Annotated in this window: 18 protein-coding genes; 2 read left to right on the top strand and 16 right to left on the bottom strand. The window is 71.3% G+C overall.

The genetic code is table 11. From position 1 onward, the window contains the following. Positions 1–105: 105 nt before the first annotated feature. From ACYVIH_RS20390 to pgsA, 13 genes are all read right to left on the bottom strand, one after another. The gene (locus ACYVIH_RS20390) at positions 106–696 is read right to left on the bottom strand and encodes an adenine phosphoribosyltransferase (protein WP_460871373.1); all 591 of its coding nucleotides are present in this window, start codon (positions 694–696) and stop codon (positions 106–108) included. 4 nt (positions 697–700) lie between these two features. After that, positions 701–1,015, bottom strand: a complete 315-nt coding sequence (yajC, locus tag ACYVIH_RS20385; RefSeq protein ID WP_460871372.1) for a preprotein translocase subunit YajC — start codon at positions 1,013–1,015, stop codon at positions 701–703. 76 nt (positions 1,016–1,091) lie between these two features. After that, positions 1,092–2,213: a Holliday junction branch migration DNA helicase RuvB gene (gene ruvB / locus ACYVIH_RS20380; protein ID WP_460871371.1), complete on the bottom strand. Its 1,122-nt coding sequence runs from the start codon at positions 2,211–2,213 to the stop codon at positions 1,092–1,094. A 4-nt stretch (positions 2,214–2,217) separates the two neighbouring features. Continuing rightward, positions 2,218–2,829: a Holliday junction branch migration protein RuvA gene (gene ruvA / locus ACYVIH_RS20375; protein ID WP_460871370.1), complete on the bottom strand. Its 612-nt coding sequence runs from the start codon at positions 2,827–2,829 to the stop codon at positions 2,218–2,220. Further along, positions 2,826–3,308, bottom strand: a complete 483-nt coding sequence (ruvC, locus tag ACYVIH_RS20370) for a crossover junction endodeoxyribonuclease RuvC (RefSeq protein ID WP_460871393.1) — start codon at positions 3,306–3,308, stop codon at positions 2,826–2,828. The genes ruvA and ruvC overlap by 4 nt, the downstream gene beginning before the upstream one ends. Before the next feature lie 151 nt (positions 3,309–3,459). Further along, on the bottom strand, positions 3,460–4,227 hold the full coding sequence (locus ACYVIH_RS20365; RefSeq protein WP_460871369.1) for a YebC/PmpR family DNA-binding transcriptional regulator: 768 nt from the start codon (positions 4,225–4,227) through the stop codon (positions 3,460–3,462). Between the two features lie 12 nt (positions 4,228–4,239). Beyond that, positions 4,240–4,875, bottom strand: coding sequence for a pyridoxal 5'-phosphate synthase glutaminase subunit PdxT (gene pdxT, locus ACYVIH_RS20360; RefSeq protein ID WP_460871368.1), 636 nt, complete (start codon positions 4,873–4,875; stop codon positions 4,240–4,242). After that, positions 4,872–5,429, bottom strand: a complete 558-nt coding sequence (locus ACYVIH_RS20355) for a DUF6891 domain-containing protein (protein ID WP_460871367.1) — start codon at positions 5,427–5,429, stop codon at positions 4,872–4,874. The genes pdxT and ACYVIH_RS20355 overlap by 4 nt, the downstream gene beginning before the upstream one ends. A 2-nt stretch (positions 5,430–5,431) precedes the next feature. Next, entirely contained in the window at positions 5,432–6,352 is a 921-nt protein-coding gene (gene pdxS, locus ACYVIH_RS20350) for a pyridoxal 5'-phosphate synthase lyase subunit PdxS (protein ID WP_460871366.1), read from the bottom strand. A 97-nt stretch (positions 6,353–6,449) separates the two neighbouring features. Continuing rightward, positions 6,450–6,989: a hypothetical protein gene (locus tag ACYVIH_RS20345; RefSeq protein ID WP_460871365.1), complete on the bottom strand. Its 540-nt coding sequence runs from the start codon at positions 6,987–6,989 to the stop codon at positions 6,450–6,452. Next, a complete protein-coding gene (locus tag ACYVIH_RS20340) occupies positions 6,989–8,122 on the bottom strand; it encodes a glycosyltransferase family 4 protein (protein ID WP_460871364.1) in 1,134 nt (377 codons plus the stop codon). Before ACYVIH_RS20340 ends, ACYVIH_RS20345 begins: the two co-directional genes overlap by 1 nt. 4 nt (positions 8,123–8,126) lie before the next feature. Beyond that, positions 8,127–9,080 carry a phosphatidylinositol mannoside acyltransferase gene (locus ACYVIH_RS20335; protein WP_460871363.1) on the bottom strand — a complete coding sequence of 318 codons (954 nt, stop codon included), beginning with the start codon at positions 9,078–9,080 and terminating at the stop codon, positions 8,127–8,129. Beyond that, a complete protein-coding gene (pgsA, locus tag ACYVIH_RS20330; protein WP_460871362.1) occupies positions 9,080–9,688 on the bottom strand; it encodes a phosphatidylinositol phosphate synthase in 609 nt (202 codons plus the stop codon). The genes ACYVIH_RS20335 and pgsA overlap by 1 nt, the downstream gene beginning before the upstream one ends. 138 nt (positions 9,689–9,826) lie before the next feature. Here pgsA and ACYVIH_RS20325 point away from each other — a divergent pair, with 138 nt between their 5' ends. Then, positions 9,827–11,272, top strand: coding sequence for an AAA family ATPase (locus ACYVIH_RS20325; protein WP_460871361.1), 1,446 nt, complete (start codon positions 9,827–9,829; stop codon positions 11,270–11,272). A gap of 31 nt (positions 11,273–11,303) precedes the next feature. On the opposite strand, the gene ACYVIH_RS20320 is transcribed toward ACYVIH_RS20325, so the two are convergent. Genes ACYVIH_RS20320 through ACYVIH_RS20310 form a run of 3 tightly spaced genes read right to left on the bottom strand, consistent with a single transcriptional unit; the run spans position 11,304 to position 14,832 of the window. Next, entirely contained in the window at positions 11,304–11,846 is a 543-nt protein-coding gene (locus tag ACYVIH_RS20320; RefSeq protein WP_460871360.1) for an HIT family protein, read from the bottom strand. A gap of 4 nt (positions 11,847–11,850) precedes the next feature. Continuing rightward, positions 11,851–13,845 (bottom strand): threonine--tRNA ligase, encoded by a 1,995-nt coding sequence (gene thrS / locus ACYVIH_RS20315; protein WP_460871359.1) that lies wholly within the window; start codon positions 13,843–13,845, stop codon positions 11,851–11,853. 54 nt (positions 13,846–13,899) lie between these two features. Continuing rightward, positions 13,900–14,832 carry an EamA family transporter gene (locus ACYVIH_RS20310; RefSeq protein ID WP_460871358.1) on the bottom strand — a complete coding sequence of 311 codons (933 nt, stop codon included), beginning with the start codon at positions 14,830–14,832 and terminating at the stop codon, positions 13,900–13,902. 71 nt (positions 14,833–14,903) lie between these two features. Here ACYVIH_RS20310 and ACYVIH_RS20305 point away from each other — a divergent pair, with 71 nt between their 5' ends. After that, complete coding sequence (locus ACYVIH_RS20305) at positions 14,904–15,797, top strand: LysR family transcriptional regulator (protein ID WP_460871357.1); 894 nt, start codon at positions 14,904–14,906, stop codon at positions 15,795–15,797. Positions 15,798–15,826 lie beyond the last annotated feature (29 nt).

Raw genomic sequence — 15,826 nt, 5'->3', positions numbered from 1 at the left:
CACCTCCCGGCTCTGGCGTCCGTCGCCGGACACGTCATGGGAACACGCTGTCGGGCAAGTCTATGCCCGGTCCGCGGCCAGGGCCGCGTCGAGCGCGACGCGGACTCAGACGGTGCGGATGGTCGTGACGGGAAGGTCACCGACGTGCTGGCGTCCGTCCAGGAACGACAGCTCCATCAAGACGGCCACCCCGTGCACGATCCCGCCGCAGGCGCGGATCAGCTGGGCGGTCGCGGCCACGGTGCCACCGGTGGCCAGGACGTCGTCGACCATCAGCACCCGCTCCCCCGGCGCGATCGAGTCCTGGTGCAGCTCGAGGGTGGCGCTGCCGTACTCCAGGTCGTAGCCGACCGCGTGCGTGTCCGCCGGGAGCTTGCCGGCCTTGCGCACCGGGACGAAGCCCGCGCCCAGGGCGAGCGCCACGGGTGCGGCGAGGATGAAGCCACGGGCCTCCATCCCGACGACCTTGTCCACCACGACCTCACCGGTGGCGTCACGTCCTGCCCGGGCCAGCACCTCGATCACGGCGGAGAAGCCGTCATGGTCGGCCAGCAGCGGCGTGATGTCCTTGAACACCACGCCGGGCTGGGGGAAGTCGGGGATGTCGCGGATCAGCTCGTCGAGGTGCTTCGCGAGGTACTCGTCGTGCCAGGAGGCGTCCGCGGGCGCGCCAGCCGCCCGGTGTGCGCCGGTCACGGCCTCAGGCCTGGTCGGTGGAGTCGGTCGGTCCGCCGAGCGCCCCGGGCGCGGCGCCGTCGACGACCCGGACGACCGCCTGGCGGGCGACCTTCATCTCGGTGCCGGGCGACACGGCGAGTGTGAGCGTCTCGTCCCCGATGCTGGTGACCGTGCCGAAGATGCCGGAGCCCAGCATCACCTCGGACCCGACCTCCACGCTGTCCTGGATCCGGGTCATCTCCTGCTGCCGGCGCCGCGCGGGACGGATCACCAGGAACCAGAACGCCAGGACGATCAGCAGAAGCGGGAGAAGGGTCCCCAGCGTTTCCTCGGACAACAGTGGCTCCTCAGCAGCGGTTGGTGGCGACGTCTCGGACCGTACGACGGTCGGCGGTCGAGTCTAGCTGCGGGGGCTACTCGTCGCCGAACAGGTCCGGCTGGACCGCTCCGCCGGCACCGAGACCGAACGCGGCGTCCGCGGGGACCGGCAGGCCGAGGTGCTCCCACCCGGCCGGGGTGGCGACGCGACCGCGGGGGGTGCGCGCCAGCATCCCCATCCGCACGAGGAACGGCTCGGCGACCTCCTCGACCGTCTCGCGCTCCTCGCCCACGGCGACCGCCAGCGTGCTGACGCCGACAGGGCCGCCGCCGAACCGCCGGCAGAGGGCGTCGAGGACGGAGCGGTCGAGCCGGTCGAGGCCGGACTGGTCGACCTCGTAGAGGTCCAGCGCCCGATGGGCGACGTCGAGGGTCACGGTGCCGTCGGCGCGCACCTGGGCGAAGTCGCGGACCCGGCGCAGCAGCCGGTTCGCGATTCGGGGGGTGCCCCGGGACCGCGAGGCGATCTCGCCGGCGCCGTCGTCGGTGAGCTCGACCCCGAGCAGCCCCGCCGAGCGGCGCACGATGAGCTCGAGGTCGGCCGCCTCGTAGAACTCCAGGTGCGCGGTGAACCCGAACCGGTCGCGCAGCGGGCTGGGCAGCAGACCTGCGCGTGTCGTGGCTCCGACGAGGGTGAACGGCGGGATCTCCAGCGGGATCGCGGTCGCGCCCGGGCCCTTGCCGATCACGACGTCGACCCGGAAGTCCTCCATGGCCATGTAGAGCATCTCCTCCGCCGGCCGCGACATCCGGTGGATCTCGTCGACGAAGAGCACGTCGCCTTCGTTCATCCCCGAGAGGATCGCGGCGAGGTCGCCGGCGTGGGTGATCGCCGGACCGGAGGTGAGACGCAGCGGCGCCGACATCTCGGCGGCGATGATCATCGCCAGGGTGGTCTTGCCGAGGCCGGGCGGACCGGCGAGCAGCACGTGATCGGGCGCCGCCTGCCTCGCGCGGGCGGCCTGGAGCACCAGCGACAGCTGCTCGCGCACCCGCTCCTGACCGATCACCTCGTCGAGCGTGCGGGGCCGCAGCGCCGCCTCGACCGCTCGCTCGTCGCCCTCGGCCTCGGCGGTGACCAGCGATCGGCTCTCGACGTAGGACAGCTCGGCCTCGTCGTACTCGCGCTCGGTGATCCGGCGGCTGCTCTCACTCATCGGCTCACGCCTTGCTCAGCGTGCGCAACGCCGCCCGGAGCAGCGCGGCGACATCGGGCTCGGCCATGCCGTCGGCCTGAGGGGTGACCGCGTCGACGGCCTTCTCGGCCTCCTTGGCCGACCAGCCGAGGCTGACGAGGCCGGCGTGGACCTGGTCGCGCCAGGCCGCCGCCGGCGCGGACGCGGAGGCAGCGCGCGGCATCGAGACGCCGGTGGGCGCGCCGATCCGGTCCTTGAGCTCGAGCACGATCCGCTGGGCACCCTTCTGGCCGATCCCGGGCACCCTCGTCAGCGCCTTGATGTCCTCGGTGCTCACCGCGCGCCGCAGGTCGTCGGGCGAGAGCACCGCGAGCATCGCCTGCGCCAGCTTGGGGCCCACGCCGCTGGCTGTCAGCAGCATCTCGAACAGCGTCTTCTCGTCCTCGTCGAGGAAGCCGAACAGCGTCATCGAGTCCTCGCGCACGATCATGCTGGTCGGCAGCGTGGCCTCGGTGCCGGTGCGCAGCGTGGCGATGGTGCTCGGGGTGCAGTTCAGCTCCAGCCCGACCCCGCCGACCTCGACCACGGCGGAGGTCAGCGAGACGCTGGCGACGGTCCCGCGGACGAAGGCGATCATCGTGTTCCCTTCCCGGCAGCGGCGACCGCCGCCTCGATCCTCTGCTGCGCCCCACCGCGCCAGATGTGACAGATGGCCAGCGCGAGCGCGTCCGCCGCGTCCGCCGGCTTCGGCGGCGACGGCAGCCGCAGGATGCGGGCCACCATCGCGGTCACCTGCGCCTTGTCGGCCCGGCCGCTCCCGGTCACCGCCGCCTTGACCTCGCTGGGGGTGTGGAGCACGACGGGCAGCCCCCTGCGCGCCGCACAGACCATCGCGATCCCACTGGCCTGGGCGGTGCCCATGATCGTGCTCACGTCGGAGCGGGCGAAGACCCGCTCGATCGCCACGGCGTCCGGGGCGTACTCCTCGATCCAGGCGTCCACGCCCTTCTCGATGGTCACCAGCCGGACCGGCACCGGCTCCGAGGACGAGGTGCGCAGCACGTTGACGTCGACCAGCGACAGCGGCCGGCCCACCGACCCCTCGACGACTCCCATCCCGCACCGGGTGAGGCCCGGGTCGATCCCGAGGACGCGCACGTGGGGCCCCTTCCTGGTCGGTGGTGTCCGAACACATGTTCGGACACCACGCTAACCGACGGCTGCCCCGAAGAGCTCCCGCGACACTCCGGGAGCCACGGCGGCGGCGTCACTCCTCGTCGAGGGCGGCCATCACGTCGTCGGGGATCTCCTGGTTGCCGAACACGTTCTGCACGTCGTCGAGGTCCTCGAGCGCCTCGACCAGGCGGATCACCTTCTTGGCACCCTCGAGGTCGACCTCGACGCTCATCGACGGCACGAACGACGCCTCCGCGGAGTCGTAGTCGATGCCGGCGGCCTGGAGCGCGGTGCGGACCGCGACCAGGTCGGTGGCCTCGCTGATCACCTCGAACGAGTCCCCGATGTCGTTGACCTCCTCGGCACCGGCGTCGAGGGTCGCCTCGAGGACGTCATCCTCCCCGACGCTCTTGCCGTCCTGCTCCTTGGCGACGATCACGACGCCCTTGCGGTTGAACATGTAGGAGACCGAGCCGGGGTCGGCGAGGTTGCCGCCGTTGCGGGAGATCGCGGTGCGGACCTCCATCGCGGCGCGGTTCTTGTTGTCGGTCAGGCACTCGATGAGCAGCGCGACACCGTTGGGGCCGTAGCCCTCGTACATGATCGTCTGGTAGTCGGCCCCGCCGGCCTCAGCACCCGAGCCGCGCTTGACCGCGCGGTCGATGTTGTCGTTGGGGACCGAGGACTTCTTGGCCTTCTGGATGGCGTCGTAGAGCGTCGGGTTGCCCGCAGGGTCTCCCCCGCCCATCCGCGCGGCGACCTCGATGTTCTTGATCAGCTTGGCGAACAGCTTGCCTCGACGGGCGTCGATGACCGCCTTCTTGTGCTTGGTGGTCGCCCATTTGGAGTGGCCAGACATGAGGTGTTGCCCCTACTTCCGGTTGTCGGTCCCACCGTCCGACGCGGCGAGCCGGGACTCGACCATGTCGACGAACAGCGCGTGCATTCTGTGGTCCCCGGTGATCTCGGGGTGGAACGACGTGGCGAGCAGGTTCGCCTGTCGAACGGCGACGATCCTACCGACTGCCTCGCCGGAGGAGACGCGCGCGACGACCTCCACGCCCTGGCCCACCTTCTCCACCCAGGGCGCGCGGATGAACACCGCGTGGAACGGGGCGTCCAGGCCGGTCACGTCCACCTCGGCCTCGAAGGAGTCGACCTGCCGGCCGAAGGCGTTGCGCCGCACGACGATGTCGAGCCCGCCGATGGTCTCCTGGCCGGCGATGCCGTTCTCGATGTGGTCGGCCAGCATGATCATGCCCGCACAGGTTCCGTACGCCGGCAGCCCGGCCCGGATCGCCTCCTGCAACGGCCCGAACAGCTCGAAGGTCCGCGCCAGCTTGTACATCGTCGTGGACTCGCCTCCGGGCAGGACGATGCCGTCGAGCCCGACGAGCTCCGTGGGCCGGCGTACCGCGGTGGTCCGCGCACCGGCCCGTTCGAGCATCTCGCGGTGCTCGCGCACGTCGCCCTGGAGCGCGAGCACGCCGATCAGGGGCCCGCTCACGCGACCGGCCGCCGCTGCCAGAAGGCGGTGACCTCGACCCGGCCCTCGTCGAAGTGCGCGTGCAGCCCCTGTGCGGCGAACGCGCCCACAACCTGGTCGAGCAGCTCGTCGCCGGGCGCCACGTTGGCGGTGGTGGCGTGCCAGACGTTCACCTCCAGCATCCCCTCGTCGATGGCGTGCCACACGTCGGGCTGGGTGAACCAGGCGATCCCCTGCGGCGGGTCGCCGGCGCGCGCGTCAAGGACCGCCTTGGCGGCCCAGTGGTCCTCGCAGCCCTGCAGCACCACGACGCCGCTCTCCTCGAGCGCGGCGAACGCCGCCTGGAGCCGGTCGTAGTCGGTCTGCTCCGGCCAGCCGGCGGCGTCGGCCACCAGCTCGGCGCGGAACTCTGCGATCCAGGTCTCGGCGAGCGCCTCGGGGTCCTCGACGAAGGGCAGCTCGGAGGTGATCGCGAGCAGCGCCTCGTCGCGCAGCTCGGACTCGCCGAGCAGCCCCGACCGAACCGCCGAGCGGATGAACTCCCGGACGTGCTTCTCTGCCAGGGACTCGTCCACGCCTACCAGCCGCGCTCGGCCAGGCGGTGCGGCTGCGGGATCTCGTCGACGTTGATGCCGACCATCGCCTCGCCGAGTCCCCGCGAGACCTTCGCGACCACGTCCGGGTCGTCGTAGAACGTGGTGGCCTTGACGATCGCCTCCGCACGCTGGGCGGGGTTGCCCGACTTGAAGATGCCCGAGCCGACGAACACGCCCTCGGCGCCGAGCTGCATCATCATCGCGGCGTCGGCCGGGGTGGCGATGCCCCCGGCGGTGAAGAGCACGACGGGCAGCTTCCCGGCGGCAGCCACCTCCTTGACCAGCTCGTAGGGCGCCTGGAGCTCCTTCGCGGCGACGTAGAGCTCGTCCTTGGGCATCCCCTGGAGCCGGCGGATCTCCTGACGGATGGTGCGCATGTGCGTGACCGCGTTGGACACGTCGCCGGTGCCGGCCTCGCCCTTCGAGCGGATCATCGCCGCGCCCTCGGTGATCCGGCGCAGCGCCTCGCCGAGGTTGGTCGCACCGCACACGAACGGCACGGTGAACTGCCACTTGTCGATGTGGTTGGCGTAGTCGGCGGGGGTGAGCACCTCGGACTCGTCGATGTAGTCGACACCGAGGCTCTGCAGCACCTGCGCCTCGACGAAGTGACCGATCCGGGCCTTGGCCATCACCGGGATCGAGACCGCCTCGATGATCCCGTCGATCATGTCCGGGTCGCTCATCCGGGAGACGCCGCCCTGGGCGCGGATGTCGGCCGGCACCCGCTCGAGAGCCATGACGGCGACAGCGCCGGCGTCCTCGGCGATCTTGGCCTGATCCGGGGTGACCACGTCCATGATCACGCCGCCCTTGAGCATCTCGGCCATTCCCCGCTTCACGCCGGGAGTGCCGGTGGCGGGGGTGGTGCCGGCGGTGTTGTCGTGGGACACGTCAGTCACGGGGAACCTTCTGTGGGTCAGGCAGGGCATGCGTCGTCCTGCCGAGATATGGGATGACTCCAGCCTACGGCCCCGCCCTCGGCGGGCCGCAACCGGTTCAGTCCGCGTGCAGCGCCGGCGGGGGCACGTCGTCGAGGTCGACCGTCACCGGCTCCGGGGCGCGGCCCGCGAGGCGCAGCCAGCGCACCCTGCGCCGCGACCTCAGCGCGCGGGCCGAGCTCACCACGTCGTTGTGGAATCGCCGCGCGAGCTCGACCTTGCGGCACGACGCGGAGAGCTCCTCGACCAGCGGCCCGACCTCGGGAGAAGCCCGGAGGGTCTGCATCTCGTCGGCGTCGGCGAGCACCGCACGCAACGCCTGGGAGAGCTCGGACTCGGCGATCTCCACGTCGCCGTCGTAGACCTTGCGCGCTGCGTGCGCGGCGTCGACGAGGACCAGCGACCGCGCCGGGTCCAACGCTCCGGAGGTGGCCAGCTCCAGCGCGGCGCCGGACCGGCGGAGCAGCTGGGTCTCGAGCGAGGCGTGCGCCACCTCGAGCCGGTGGTGCATGCGGTCGAGCCGGTTCGCGGTCCACGACAGCCACGTGGCCAGGGCCACCAGTACGACGGTCGCGGCGACCGCCCACAGCCACTCCATCAGCCTCTCGCCCTCTCCCGCGGCGGCGCGCCGTCCTGCCCCACGACCGTCTCGTAGACCTGGACGACCCGTCCTGCGACGGACGACCAGTCGTAACGCCTGACGTTCCGGGTCGCCGCGGCGCACAGTGCCTCACGCCGGTCGGCATCGCCGAGCAGCTCCAGCGCTCGTGCGGTCAGGTCCGCGGCGTCGCCGTTGGCGAACGTGGTGCCGTAGGCGCCGTCGCCGAGCACGGTGCGGAAGGCGGGGATGTCGCTGGAGAGCACGGCGGTGCCGGCGGCCATCGCCTCGATCAGCACGATGCCGAAGCTCTCGCCTCCGGTGTTGGGAGCGACGTACAGGTCGGCGGTGCGCAGGGCGGCGGCCTTGTCGACGTCGGAGGCACGGCCCAGGAACCGCACGTGGTCCATCAGCTCGGGCGGGATCCGCCGGCGGGCGGCGTCGACGTCGCCGCCGCCCACCACGAGCAGGCTGGCACCCGGGTGCTGCGCGGCGAGCGCCGGGAACGCCTCGAGCAGCAACGGCAGGCCCTTGCGGGGCTCGTCGAGGCGGCCGACGAACGCGATCACCGGGCCGTCCCCGCGCCACTCCTCACGCACCGGGGCGCCGGCGTAGCGGTCGACGTACACGCCGTTGGGGATCACCACCGGCTCCCCGCCGATGTGGTGCACCAGCGTGCTGCGGGCGTACTCCGAGACCGCGATCCGGGCGGTGATCTTCTCCAGCGACGGTCGCAGGATGGCCGCCGAGGCCGACATCGCGCGGGACCGGACGTTGGTGTGGAAGGTGGCCACCACCGGGCCGTCGGCCGCCCACAGCGCGAGCAGCGAGAGGCTGGGGACGGCGGGCTCGTGCAGGTGGAGCACGTCGAAGCGGCCCTCGCGCAGCCAGCGCCGGGTCCGGGTGGCCGCCACCGGGCCGAACGACAGCCTGGCCACGGAGCCGTTGTAGGGCACGGGCACCGCGCCGCCGGCGGTCACCACGTACGACGGCAGCTCTGCCTCGTGGTCACCCGGAGCGAGCACGGAGACGCTGTGGCCGAGGCCGATCAGCGCCTCGGCGAGGTCGATGACGTGGTTCTGCACTCCCCCCGGCACGTCGAGGGAGTAGGGGCAGACCAGGCCGACGCGCACGGCCTCAGGATCCCGCGGAAGCGGGCGGCGCGGGCGGGATTCGCCCAGGATCGAGGTCGGCGGTGAACACCCGCTGCATCATGTGCCAGTCCACCGGGTCGGCCCGGAAGGCAGTGGTGAACACGTCGGCGACCGCCTGCATCATCACCGCGGCGCCGTCCTCGCCGTCGACCACAGGGATCCGGTCGTGGAAGGTGATCACCATCTCCGGGCCGTCGTAGGCAAGCGTCACCGGGATCAAGGCGGCGCCGGTGCGCCGGGCCAGCTCCGCCGGCCCCCGTGGCATCCGCGCCGGGAGCCCGCACAGGGTCACCTCCACCCCGGACCGACTCAGGTCGCGGTCGGCGAGCAGCGGCACCAGTCGGCCCTCGCGCAGGCGGTCGACGAGCGTGGAGAACGTGGCGGGGTCTCCGGCGGGCAGGATCTCCATGCCGAGCGAGGCGCGGTAGGCCACGAACTCGTCGTAGAGCCGCTCGGGCCGCAGCCGCTCGGCCACGGTCGTCAGGGACATTCCGGTCGCTGAGGCCCAGGCCCCCGCCCAGTCCCAGTTGGCCATGTGCGGCAGCGGCGCGACGACGCCTCGCCCGTCGGCGTACACCTTCCGGAACGCCTCCTCGTTGACCGTGCGGGTCCGCCGGACCAGGTCCTCGATCGGCCACGCCGGCAGCCGGAAGGACTCCGCCCAGTAGCGCAGGTAGGACCGCACCGCCTCGCGGGTCAGCCGGTCGAGCGCGGCCGGGTCGAGGTCGGGCCGGACCCGGCCCAGGTTGGCGTGCAGCCGCTGGACGCTCCTGCCCTGCCTGCGGTGCACCTCGTCGGCGGCGCGGGTGAAGGCGCCGATCGCGGCACGCTCGGGCAGCAGGCGCACCAACCGCCATCCGGTCAGGTAGCCGAGTGCCACCGCGTGCTGGGAGGCGGCCTGCGCCGCCCGGCTCAGCCCCCTCCCCCGGGCGGTCATCAGACCGTGGCCCGTGCCTGCCGGCGCACGGTGAGGATCCGTTGTACGACGGTCACGGTGCTCGCCGCGGCCAGCAACCACAGCACCACCTCGAGCAGCACCGGCACGTCGAACAGGTCGCTCAGCCCGGCGGCGACCAGGACCGCCACGAGCCGGTCGGCCCGCGCCGCCAGGCCGATCTTCGCCTCGTAGCCGAGCGACTCGGCCCGGGCGCGCGTGTAGGAGGTCAGCCAGCCGGTGACCAGCGCGTACAAGGTCAGCGCCGCGAGCACCTGCGACTCCACGACCCAGGCGTAGTACAGCACCAGGCCACCGAAGATCGCCGAGTCGCCCATCCGGTCCAGCGTCGAGTCGAGGAAGGCACCCCAGGTGGAGGTCTTCCCCGAGAGCCGCGCCATCGTCCCGTCGAGCAGGTCGGAGAACACGAAGGCGGTGATCACGAGCACGCCGACGAACAGGTCGCCGCGGGGGAAGAACCACAGCGCCGCGGCGACGACACCCAGGGTGCCCACGACGGTCACCGCGTCCGGCCCGATGTTGAGCCGCAGCAGGAGTCGGGCGACGGGGGTGATGAGGTTGGTGAAGAACGAGCGCAGATGTTCGAACATGGCGCGAGCAGGCTACCGGCTGTCGATGCTCGGAGACCGAGGCGCACCGGCCGGAGCGGCAGTAGGTTGGTCACAGTCCGACGACGGGGAGGCACGATGCCGGGGCTGAGGAGCGTGGAGTCGTACGGTCCGGGGCTCGTGAGCGCCGGACCGGGACCCGACAGCGAGGACGACCGGCTGCGGCTCTCCGATGTCGGAAAGCTCGCGCGCCGGGCGCGGCGGAGGATCGTCGGCGCTGCTCGGGCGGACGAGCGGGCCACCTTCCACAAGCTGATCGTCGAGCACCTCGGGGTGGACCCGTCGGGCATCGACGTGGTGCAGGAGTCGTGGCCGACGTACGACCACGTCAACGTCCAGGCCGGGCTGGACGCGTGGCTGGCCGGGCCCGGACGCGACCACCGGCTCGTGGGCGTCGGCAACATCCGCCATCGCGAGTTCGGGCTGTCGGACCTGATGCGGAGCGACTTCGGACGCGACCCGCACGGGCCGGCCCCGGGCAACGTCGAACGGGTGAACCTCGCGAGCGGTCCGGGCGGCGAGGTCCGCCCCTGCGTCGTGGCCGGGCTCTATCTGGTCGAGGAGGGTGGCCGTCGCGCGGTGCTGCTGTTCCGGCGCGGGCGCGCGGAGATGGGTGAGTCGTCCTCCTCGCTCCAGATCGCCTCCGCCGACGCCGAGCTGGCCGTGCGGATTGCGGCCGAGGTGCGGCGGCTCGCGGTGGTGCACAACGTCTACCGGGGGCAGCTGGTGTCCTTCACCCACGACATGTTCGGCGAGCGCGACACCGTCCTGTCCTTCCACGACCGGTCCGCGATGACCGGCGCCGACCTGATCCTCCCGCCGGAGACAGTCGCCGCGATCACGCGTCAGGTGGTCGGCGTGGCGCAGCATCGGGACAGGCTGCTCGCGGCCCGCCAGCACCTCAAGCGGGGCCTCCTGCTCTACGGGCCGCCCGGCGTGGGGAAGACGCACACGGTGCGCTACCTGACCAGCCGGCTGGTCGACACCACGATCGTCCAGCTCTCGGGCAACACCCTGCATCTGGTCGGTGCGGCGTGCTCGGTCGCGCGGACCCTCCAGCCGGCGATGATCGTGATCGAGGACGTGGACCTCATCGCCGAGGAGCGCGGCATGCACCCCGGCGAGCACCCGATGCTCTTCCAGCTGCTCAACGAGATGGACGGCCTGGCCGAGGACGCCGACGTGGTGTTCCTGCTGACCACCAACCGGGCCGACGTGCTCGAGCCGGCGCTCGCGGCCCGACCCGGCCGGGTGGACCAGGCCGTGGCGCTCGAGCTGCCCGACCGTGGGGCGCGACGCCGCCTGTTCGGTCTCTACCGCGGCGACCTGGACGTGGACGAGAGCGGGCTCGACGGCGTCCTGGATCGCACCGAAGGGGTCACCGCCTCCTTCGTCAAGGAGCTGCTGCGCCGCGCCGCGGTGCTCGCCGCCGAGGCAGCGGCGGACGGCGCCGGCACGCTCCGGGTGTCCAGGGACCAGCTGGACGCGGCGCTCGACGAGCTCCTCGACACCCGCAACGCGATGACCCGTGTCCTGCTGGGGGGCCGACGCGACCCCGAGGACTGAGCCCACCGGCCCCGGGTGTCGCTGCCCGTCCTCAGTGCCAGGCGTCGGCGAGGAGCTGCCGGGTCTCGGTCATCAGCTGCGGGAGCGTGCGCGTGCGCCCGATGATCGGCATGAAGTTCTGGTCACCCGACCACCGCGGCACGACGTGCTGGTGCAGGTGGGCCGCGATACCGGCACCGGCCACCGCCCCCTGGTTCATGCCGATGTTGAACCCGTGGGCACCACTGACCGACCGGACCGTGCGCATCGCGGCCTGGGTGAAGGCCGCGATCTCGTGGGTCTCCTCGTCGGTCAGCTCGGCGTAGTCGGGCACGTGCCGGTAGGGGCAGACCATCAGGTGCCCCGGACTGTAGGGGTAGAGGTTGAGCACCGCGAAGCAGAGCTCACCACGAGCGACCACGAGTCCCTCGGCGTCGTCGAGCGTGGGGATCCGGCAGAACGGGCACTGGTGGCCCGCAGCGGAGTCCGCCGGCTTGTTCTCGCCCCGGATGTAGGCCATCCGGTGCGGGGTCCAGAGCCGGTCCAGCTCGTCCGGGACCCCCACGCCCTCCTGGTGGAACACCTCGTCTGTCATGCGCTCAGACCTGGACCCGGCTCTCGACGGCCTCCACCACGCGAGCGATCGCCTCGTCGACGGAGACGCCGTTGTCCTGGTCGCCGTTGCGGTAGCGGAACGAGACGGCGCCCTCCTCGACGTCGCGGTCGCCGGCGATCATCATGAACGGGACCTTCTGCAGCTGGGCGTTGCGGATCTTCTTCTGCATCCGGTCGTCGGAGTAGTCGACCTCGACGCGGATCCCCTTGGCCCGCAGCTTCGCCGCGACCTCCTGCAGGTAGTCGTTGTGCCGCTCGGCGATCGGGATCGCCTGCACCTGCACGGGGGCCAGCCAGGGCGGGAAGGCGCCCGCGTAGTGCTCGACGAGGACGCCGAAGAACCGCTCGAGCGAGCCGAACTTCGCCGAGTGGATCATCACCGGCTGCTGCCGCGAGCCGTCGGCGGCCTGGTACTCCAGCTCGAAGCCCTTCGGCTGGTTGAAGTCGTACTGGATGGTCGACATCTGCCAGGTCCGGCCGATCGCGTCGCGGGCCTGGACCGAGATCTTCGGACCGTAGAAGGCAGCCCCACCGGGGTCGGCGACCAGCTCGAGCCCGGTCCGGGTGGCCACGTCCTCCAGCACCTTCGTCGCCACGGCCCAGTCCTCGTCGGACCCGACGAACTTGTCCGGCTTGGAGTCGTCACGAGTCGACAGCTCGAGGTAGAAGTCGTCGAGGCCGAAGTCCTTGAGCAGGCTGAGCACGAAGTTCAGCAGGTGCTCGATCTCCTCGGGAGCCTGCTCCGGGGTGCAGTAGCTGTGGGAGTCGTCCTGGGTCAGGCCGCGCACCCGGGTCAGGCCGTGCACCACGCCGGACTTCTCGTAGCGGTAGACCGACCCGAACTCGAACAGCCGCAGCGGCAGCTCACGGTAGGACCGCCCGCGCGACCTGAAGATCAGGTTGTGCATCGGGCAGTTCATCGCCTTCAGGTAGTAGCTGCTCCCCTCCATCTCCATGGGCGGGAACATCGTGTCGGCGTAGTACGGCAGGTGCCCGGAGGTGTGGAACAGCCCCTCCTTGCTGATGTGTGGGGTGCCGACGTAGTCGAAGCCCTCCTCGATGTGGCGCTGGCGGACGTAGTCCTCCATCACCCGCTTGATCACCCCGCCCTTGGGGTGGAAGACCACCAGGCCCGAGCCGATCTCGTCGGGGAAGCTGAACAGGTCGAGGTCGCGGCCGAGCTTGCGGTGGTCGCGACGCTCCGCCTCCTCGATCCGGTGCAGGTGCGCCTCGAGCGCCTCCTTGGACTCCCAGGCGGTGCCGTAGATGCGCTGCAGCTGCTTGTTCTTCTCGTCACCACGCCAGTACGCCGCAGCGCTCCGCATCAGCTTGAAGGCCGGGATCCGCTTGGTGGTCGGCAGGTGCGGGCCCCGGCACAGGTCCTTCCACGCCAGCGACCCGTCGCGCTTGAGGTTGTCGTAGATGGTCAGCTCTCCGGCGCCGACCTCCACGTTCGCGCCCTCGCTCGACAGCAGAGCGTCCGAGTCCTTCCCGCCCTTGAGGCCGATCAGCTCGATCTTGTACGGCTCGTCCTTGAGCTCCTCGATCGCCTCACCGTCGGTGACCGGCCGTCGGGAGAACTTCTGGCCCTCCTTGACGATCTTCTTCATCCGGGACTCGATCTTCTCGAGGTCCTCGGGCTTGAACGGCTCGGGAACGTCGAAGTCGTAGTAGAACCCGTCGGTGATCGGCGGGCCGATCCCGAGCTTCGCCTCCGGGTAGAGCTCCTGCACCGCCTGCGCCATCACGTGCGCGGTGGAGTGCCGCAGGATGTTCCGGCCGTCGGCGGAGTCGATTGCCACTCCCTCGACGACGTCGCCGTCGGCGAGCTCGTGTGCGAGGTCCCGGAGGTCCTCCCCGACCCGGGCGGCGATGACGGACGGGTCGTCGGCGAAGAGCTCCCAGGCCTTCGTGCCCGTCGTCACCGATCGCTCAGCACGCTCGTCTGCGCTGACAACGGTGACCTTGATCTCGGACACAGGGATTCCCTCTCGAACGACGGTTGCTGCGGACCGCTCGATCGTATCTGCCGATCATCGACCGGTTCTCCCCGGTTTCGCCTCGACCAGGACGACCGCGTCGGTCGTTGGAGGCACAGACCGCGGACCTCGCGTGCTGCCCAGGAGCACGCCCGCGACCACGATGCCGGCACCGGCCAGCTCGAGGGGTGCCAGGCCCTCGCCGAGCACCAGCCAGGCCGCGCTCATGCCGACCACCGGCACCAGCATCGAGAAGGGGGCCACGAGGCCCGCAGGGTGGCGGGCCATCAGCCAGCTCCACAGCCATGATCCGAGCAGGGTGCCGGCCAGGACCGTGTAGGCCAGCCCGAGCAGGGCCATCACGGCCTGCGGTTCCTGCCAGCCGGTGAGTGCGTGCGCGATCCGGTCCGGTCCCTCGACCATCAGACTGATCGTCAGCATCGGCACCGGCGGAACCACCGACATCCACAGCACCAGCCGGAAGGGGCTCGCCGCTCGGGCACGTGCGTTCGACACGTTGCCGATCGCCCACCCGAAGCCGCCTGCAAGCACCAGCAGGAACGGCACCAGGGTCGCGGTCCCTGCCTGCGCCCAGCCGACCGTGGCGAGTCCGGCCGTGGCCAGGAGCAGCCCGGCCACCTGGCGCCCGCTGATCCGGTCGCGGAACACCGTTGCGCCCAGGAGCACCGTGAACGGCGCCGAGGACTGCAGCACCAGGGATGCCAGTCCGGCCGGCATGCCTGCGTACATACCGGCGTAGAGGAAGAGGAACTGCAGCGTGCCGAAGCCGATGCCGTACCCGAGCAGCCACCGCAGCTCGACCTGAGGTCGCGGGACCAGGAGCACGGTCGGCACCGCGATCAGGCCGAACCGCAACGCGACCAGGAGCATCGGTGGGAAGTGCTCCAGGGAGGCGTCGATGGCCAGGAAGTTGACTCCCCAGACCACTGCGACGGAGGCGGCGAGAAGGCGGTGTGAGGTCGGCACGGTGCCAGCCTGGGCCGAGCCTTGCATTAGGACAAGCGAAATGATCTGCGATCTAGCTGTAGGTTCCCTTCATGGAGCCTCGCCACCTCGACCTGCTCCGCGAGCTCTCGGAGCATGGCAGCGTCACCGCGGTCGCCCGGGCCACGCATCGCACCGCGTCGGCGGTCTCGCAGCAGCTGAGGACCGCCGAACGGCACTTCGGGCTCCCGCTCGTCGAGCCGGCAGGGCGGGGTGTACGACTCACCGATGCCGGCCGGCTGCTCGCCGAGGGAGGGCGGGACGTGGCCGAGGTGCTGGCCCGGGTGCAGGCGCGCTGGGACGAGTTCCGCGGACAACCCACCGGGACGGTCACCGTGGCCGCGCTGCCCAGCGCAGCCACCTTCCTGTTGCCGGGAGTGTTCCGTGACCTGGCCGGACTGCCGATCGAGGTGGACTGCACCGATGTCGACCTCGCCGAGGACGTCTACCCCACGCTGACCAAGGACTTCGACGTGGTCGTCGGACACAGCTTGTCGCGGACCCTGCCTTCCGGCACGAGCGACCAGGTCACCGTCGTGCTGGCCCGCGAGCCGCTCGACATCGCCCTCGCCGCCGATCATCCCCTCGCGCGGAGGCGCTCGGTCGCCGCAGAGGACCTCGCGGACCAGGAGTGGGTCGGCGTGCCGCTCGGCTACCCCTTCGACACCGTGCGGCTCGCCGTCGAGGAGGCGGTCGGCCGTGCGGTCGAGGTCCCGCTGCGCCTGCGCGACAACCGGCTGATCGAGGCGCTGGTCGCCGACAGCCGGCGCGTCGCCGTACTCCCTCGGTTCACCACACCGTCCGGGTCCGTCGTGCTTCGGCCCCTCTCCGGCATCGCCACCGCTCGCTACATCTACGCCGTCGCGCGACCTGACCGTGCCGAACGGCTGGCCGTGCGCCGTGTGCTGGCAGCGTTGCGCACCGCCGGCGCCGCCCACGACGCCTGAGGAACGACAGATGGCCGGCACCTGGGGAG

The sequence above is a fragment of the Nocardioides pakistanensis genome (genome assembly GCF_054781215.1).
Note: the sequence above shows the minus strand (reverse complement) of the source record. Positions and strands in the feature narration are given on the sequence as shown.

Excerpts from the sequence above, each read along its gene's own strand:
- ruvB (WP_460871371.1), bottom strand. The coding sequence starts at position 2,213 with ATGAGTGAGAGCAGCCGCCGGATCACCGAGCGCGAGTACGACGAGGCC.
- ruvA (WP_460871370.1), bottom strand. The coding sequence starts at position 2,829 with ATGATCGCCTTCGTCCGCGGGACCGTCGCCAGCGTCTCGCTGACCTCC.
- ruvC (WP_460871393.1), bottom strand. The coding sequence starts at position 3,308 with ATGGGAGTCGTCGAGGGGTCGGTGGGCCGGCCGCTGTCGCTGGTCGAC.
- ACYVIH_RS20365 (WP_460871369.1), bottom strand. The coding sequence starts at position 4,227 with ATGTCTGGCCACTCCAAATGGGCGACCACCAAGCACAAGAAGGCGGTC.
- ACYVIH_RS20345 (WP_460871365.1), bottom strand. The coding sequence starts at position 6,989 with ATGGAGTGGCTGTGGGCGGTCGCCGCGACCGTCGTACTGGTGGCCCTG.
- ACYVIH_RS20335 (WP_460871363.1), bottom strand. The coding sequence starts at position 9,080 with ATGACCGCCCGGGGGAGGGGGCTGAGCCGGGCGGCGCAGGCCGCCTCC.
- pgsA (WP_460871362.1), bottom strand. The coding sequence starts at position 9,688 with ATGTTCGAACATCTGCGCTCGTTCTTCACCAACCTCATCACCCCCGTC.
- ACYVIH_RS20320 (WP_460871360.1), bottom strand. The coding sequence starts at position 11,846 with ATGACAGACGAGGTGTTCCACCAGGAGGGCGTGGGGGTCCCGGACGAG.
- ACYVIH_RS20305 (WP_460871357.1), top strand. The coding sequence starts at position 14,904 with ATGGAGCCTCGCCACCTCGACCTGCTCCGCGAGCTCTCGGAGCATGGC.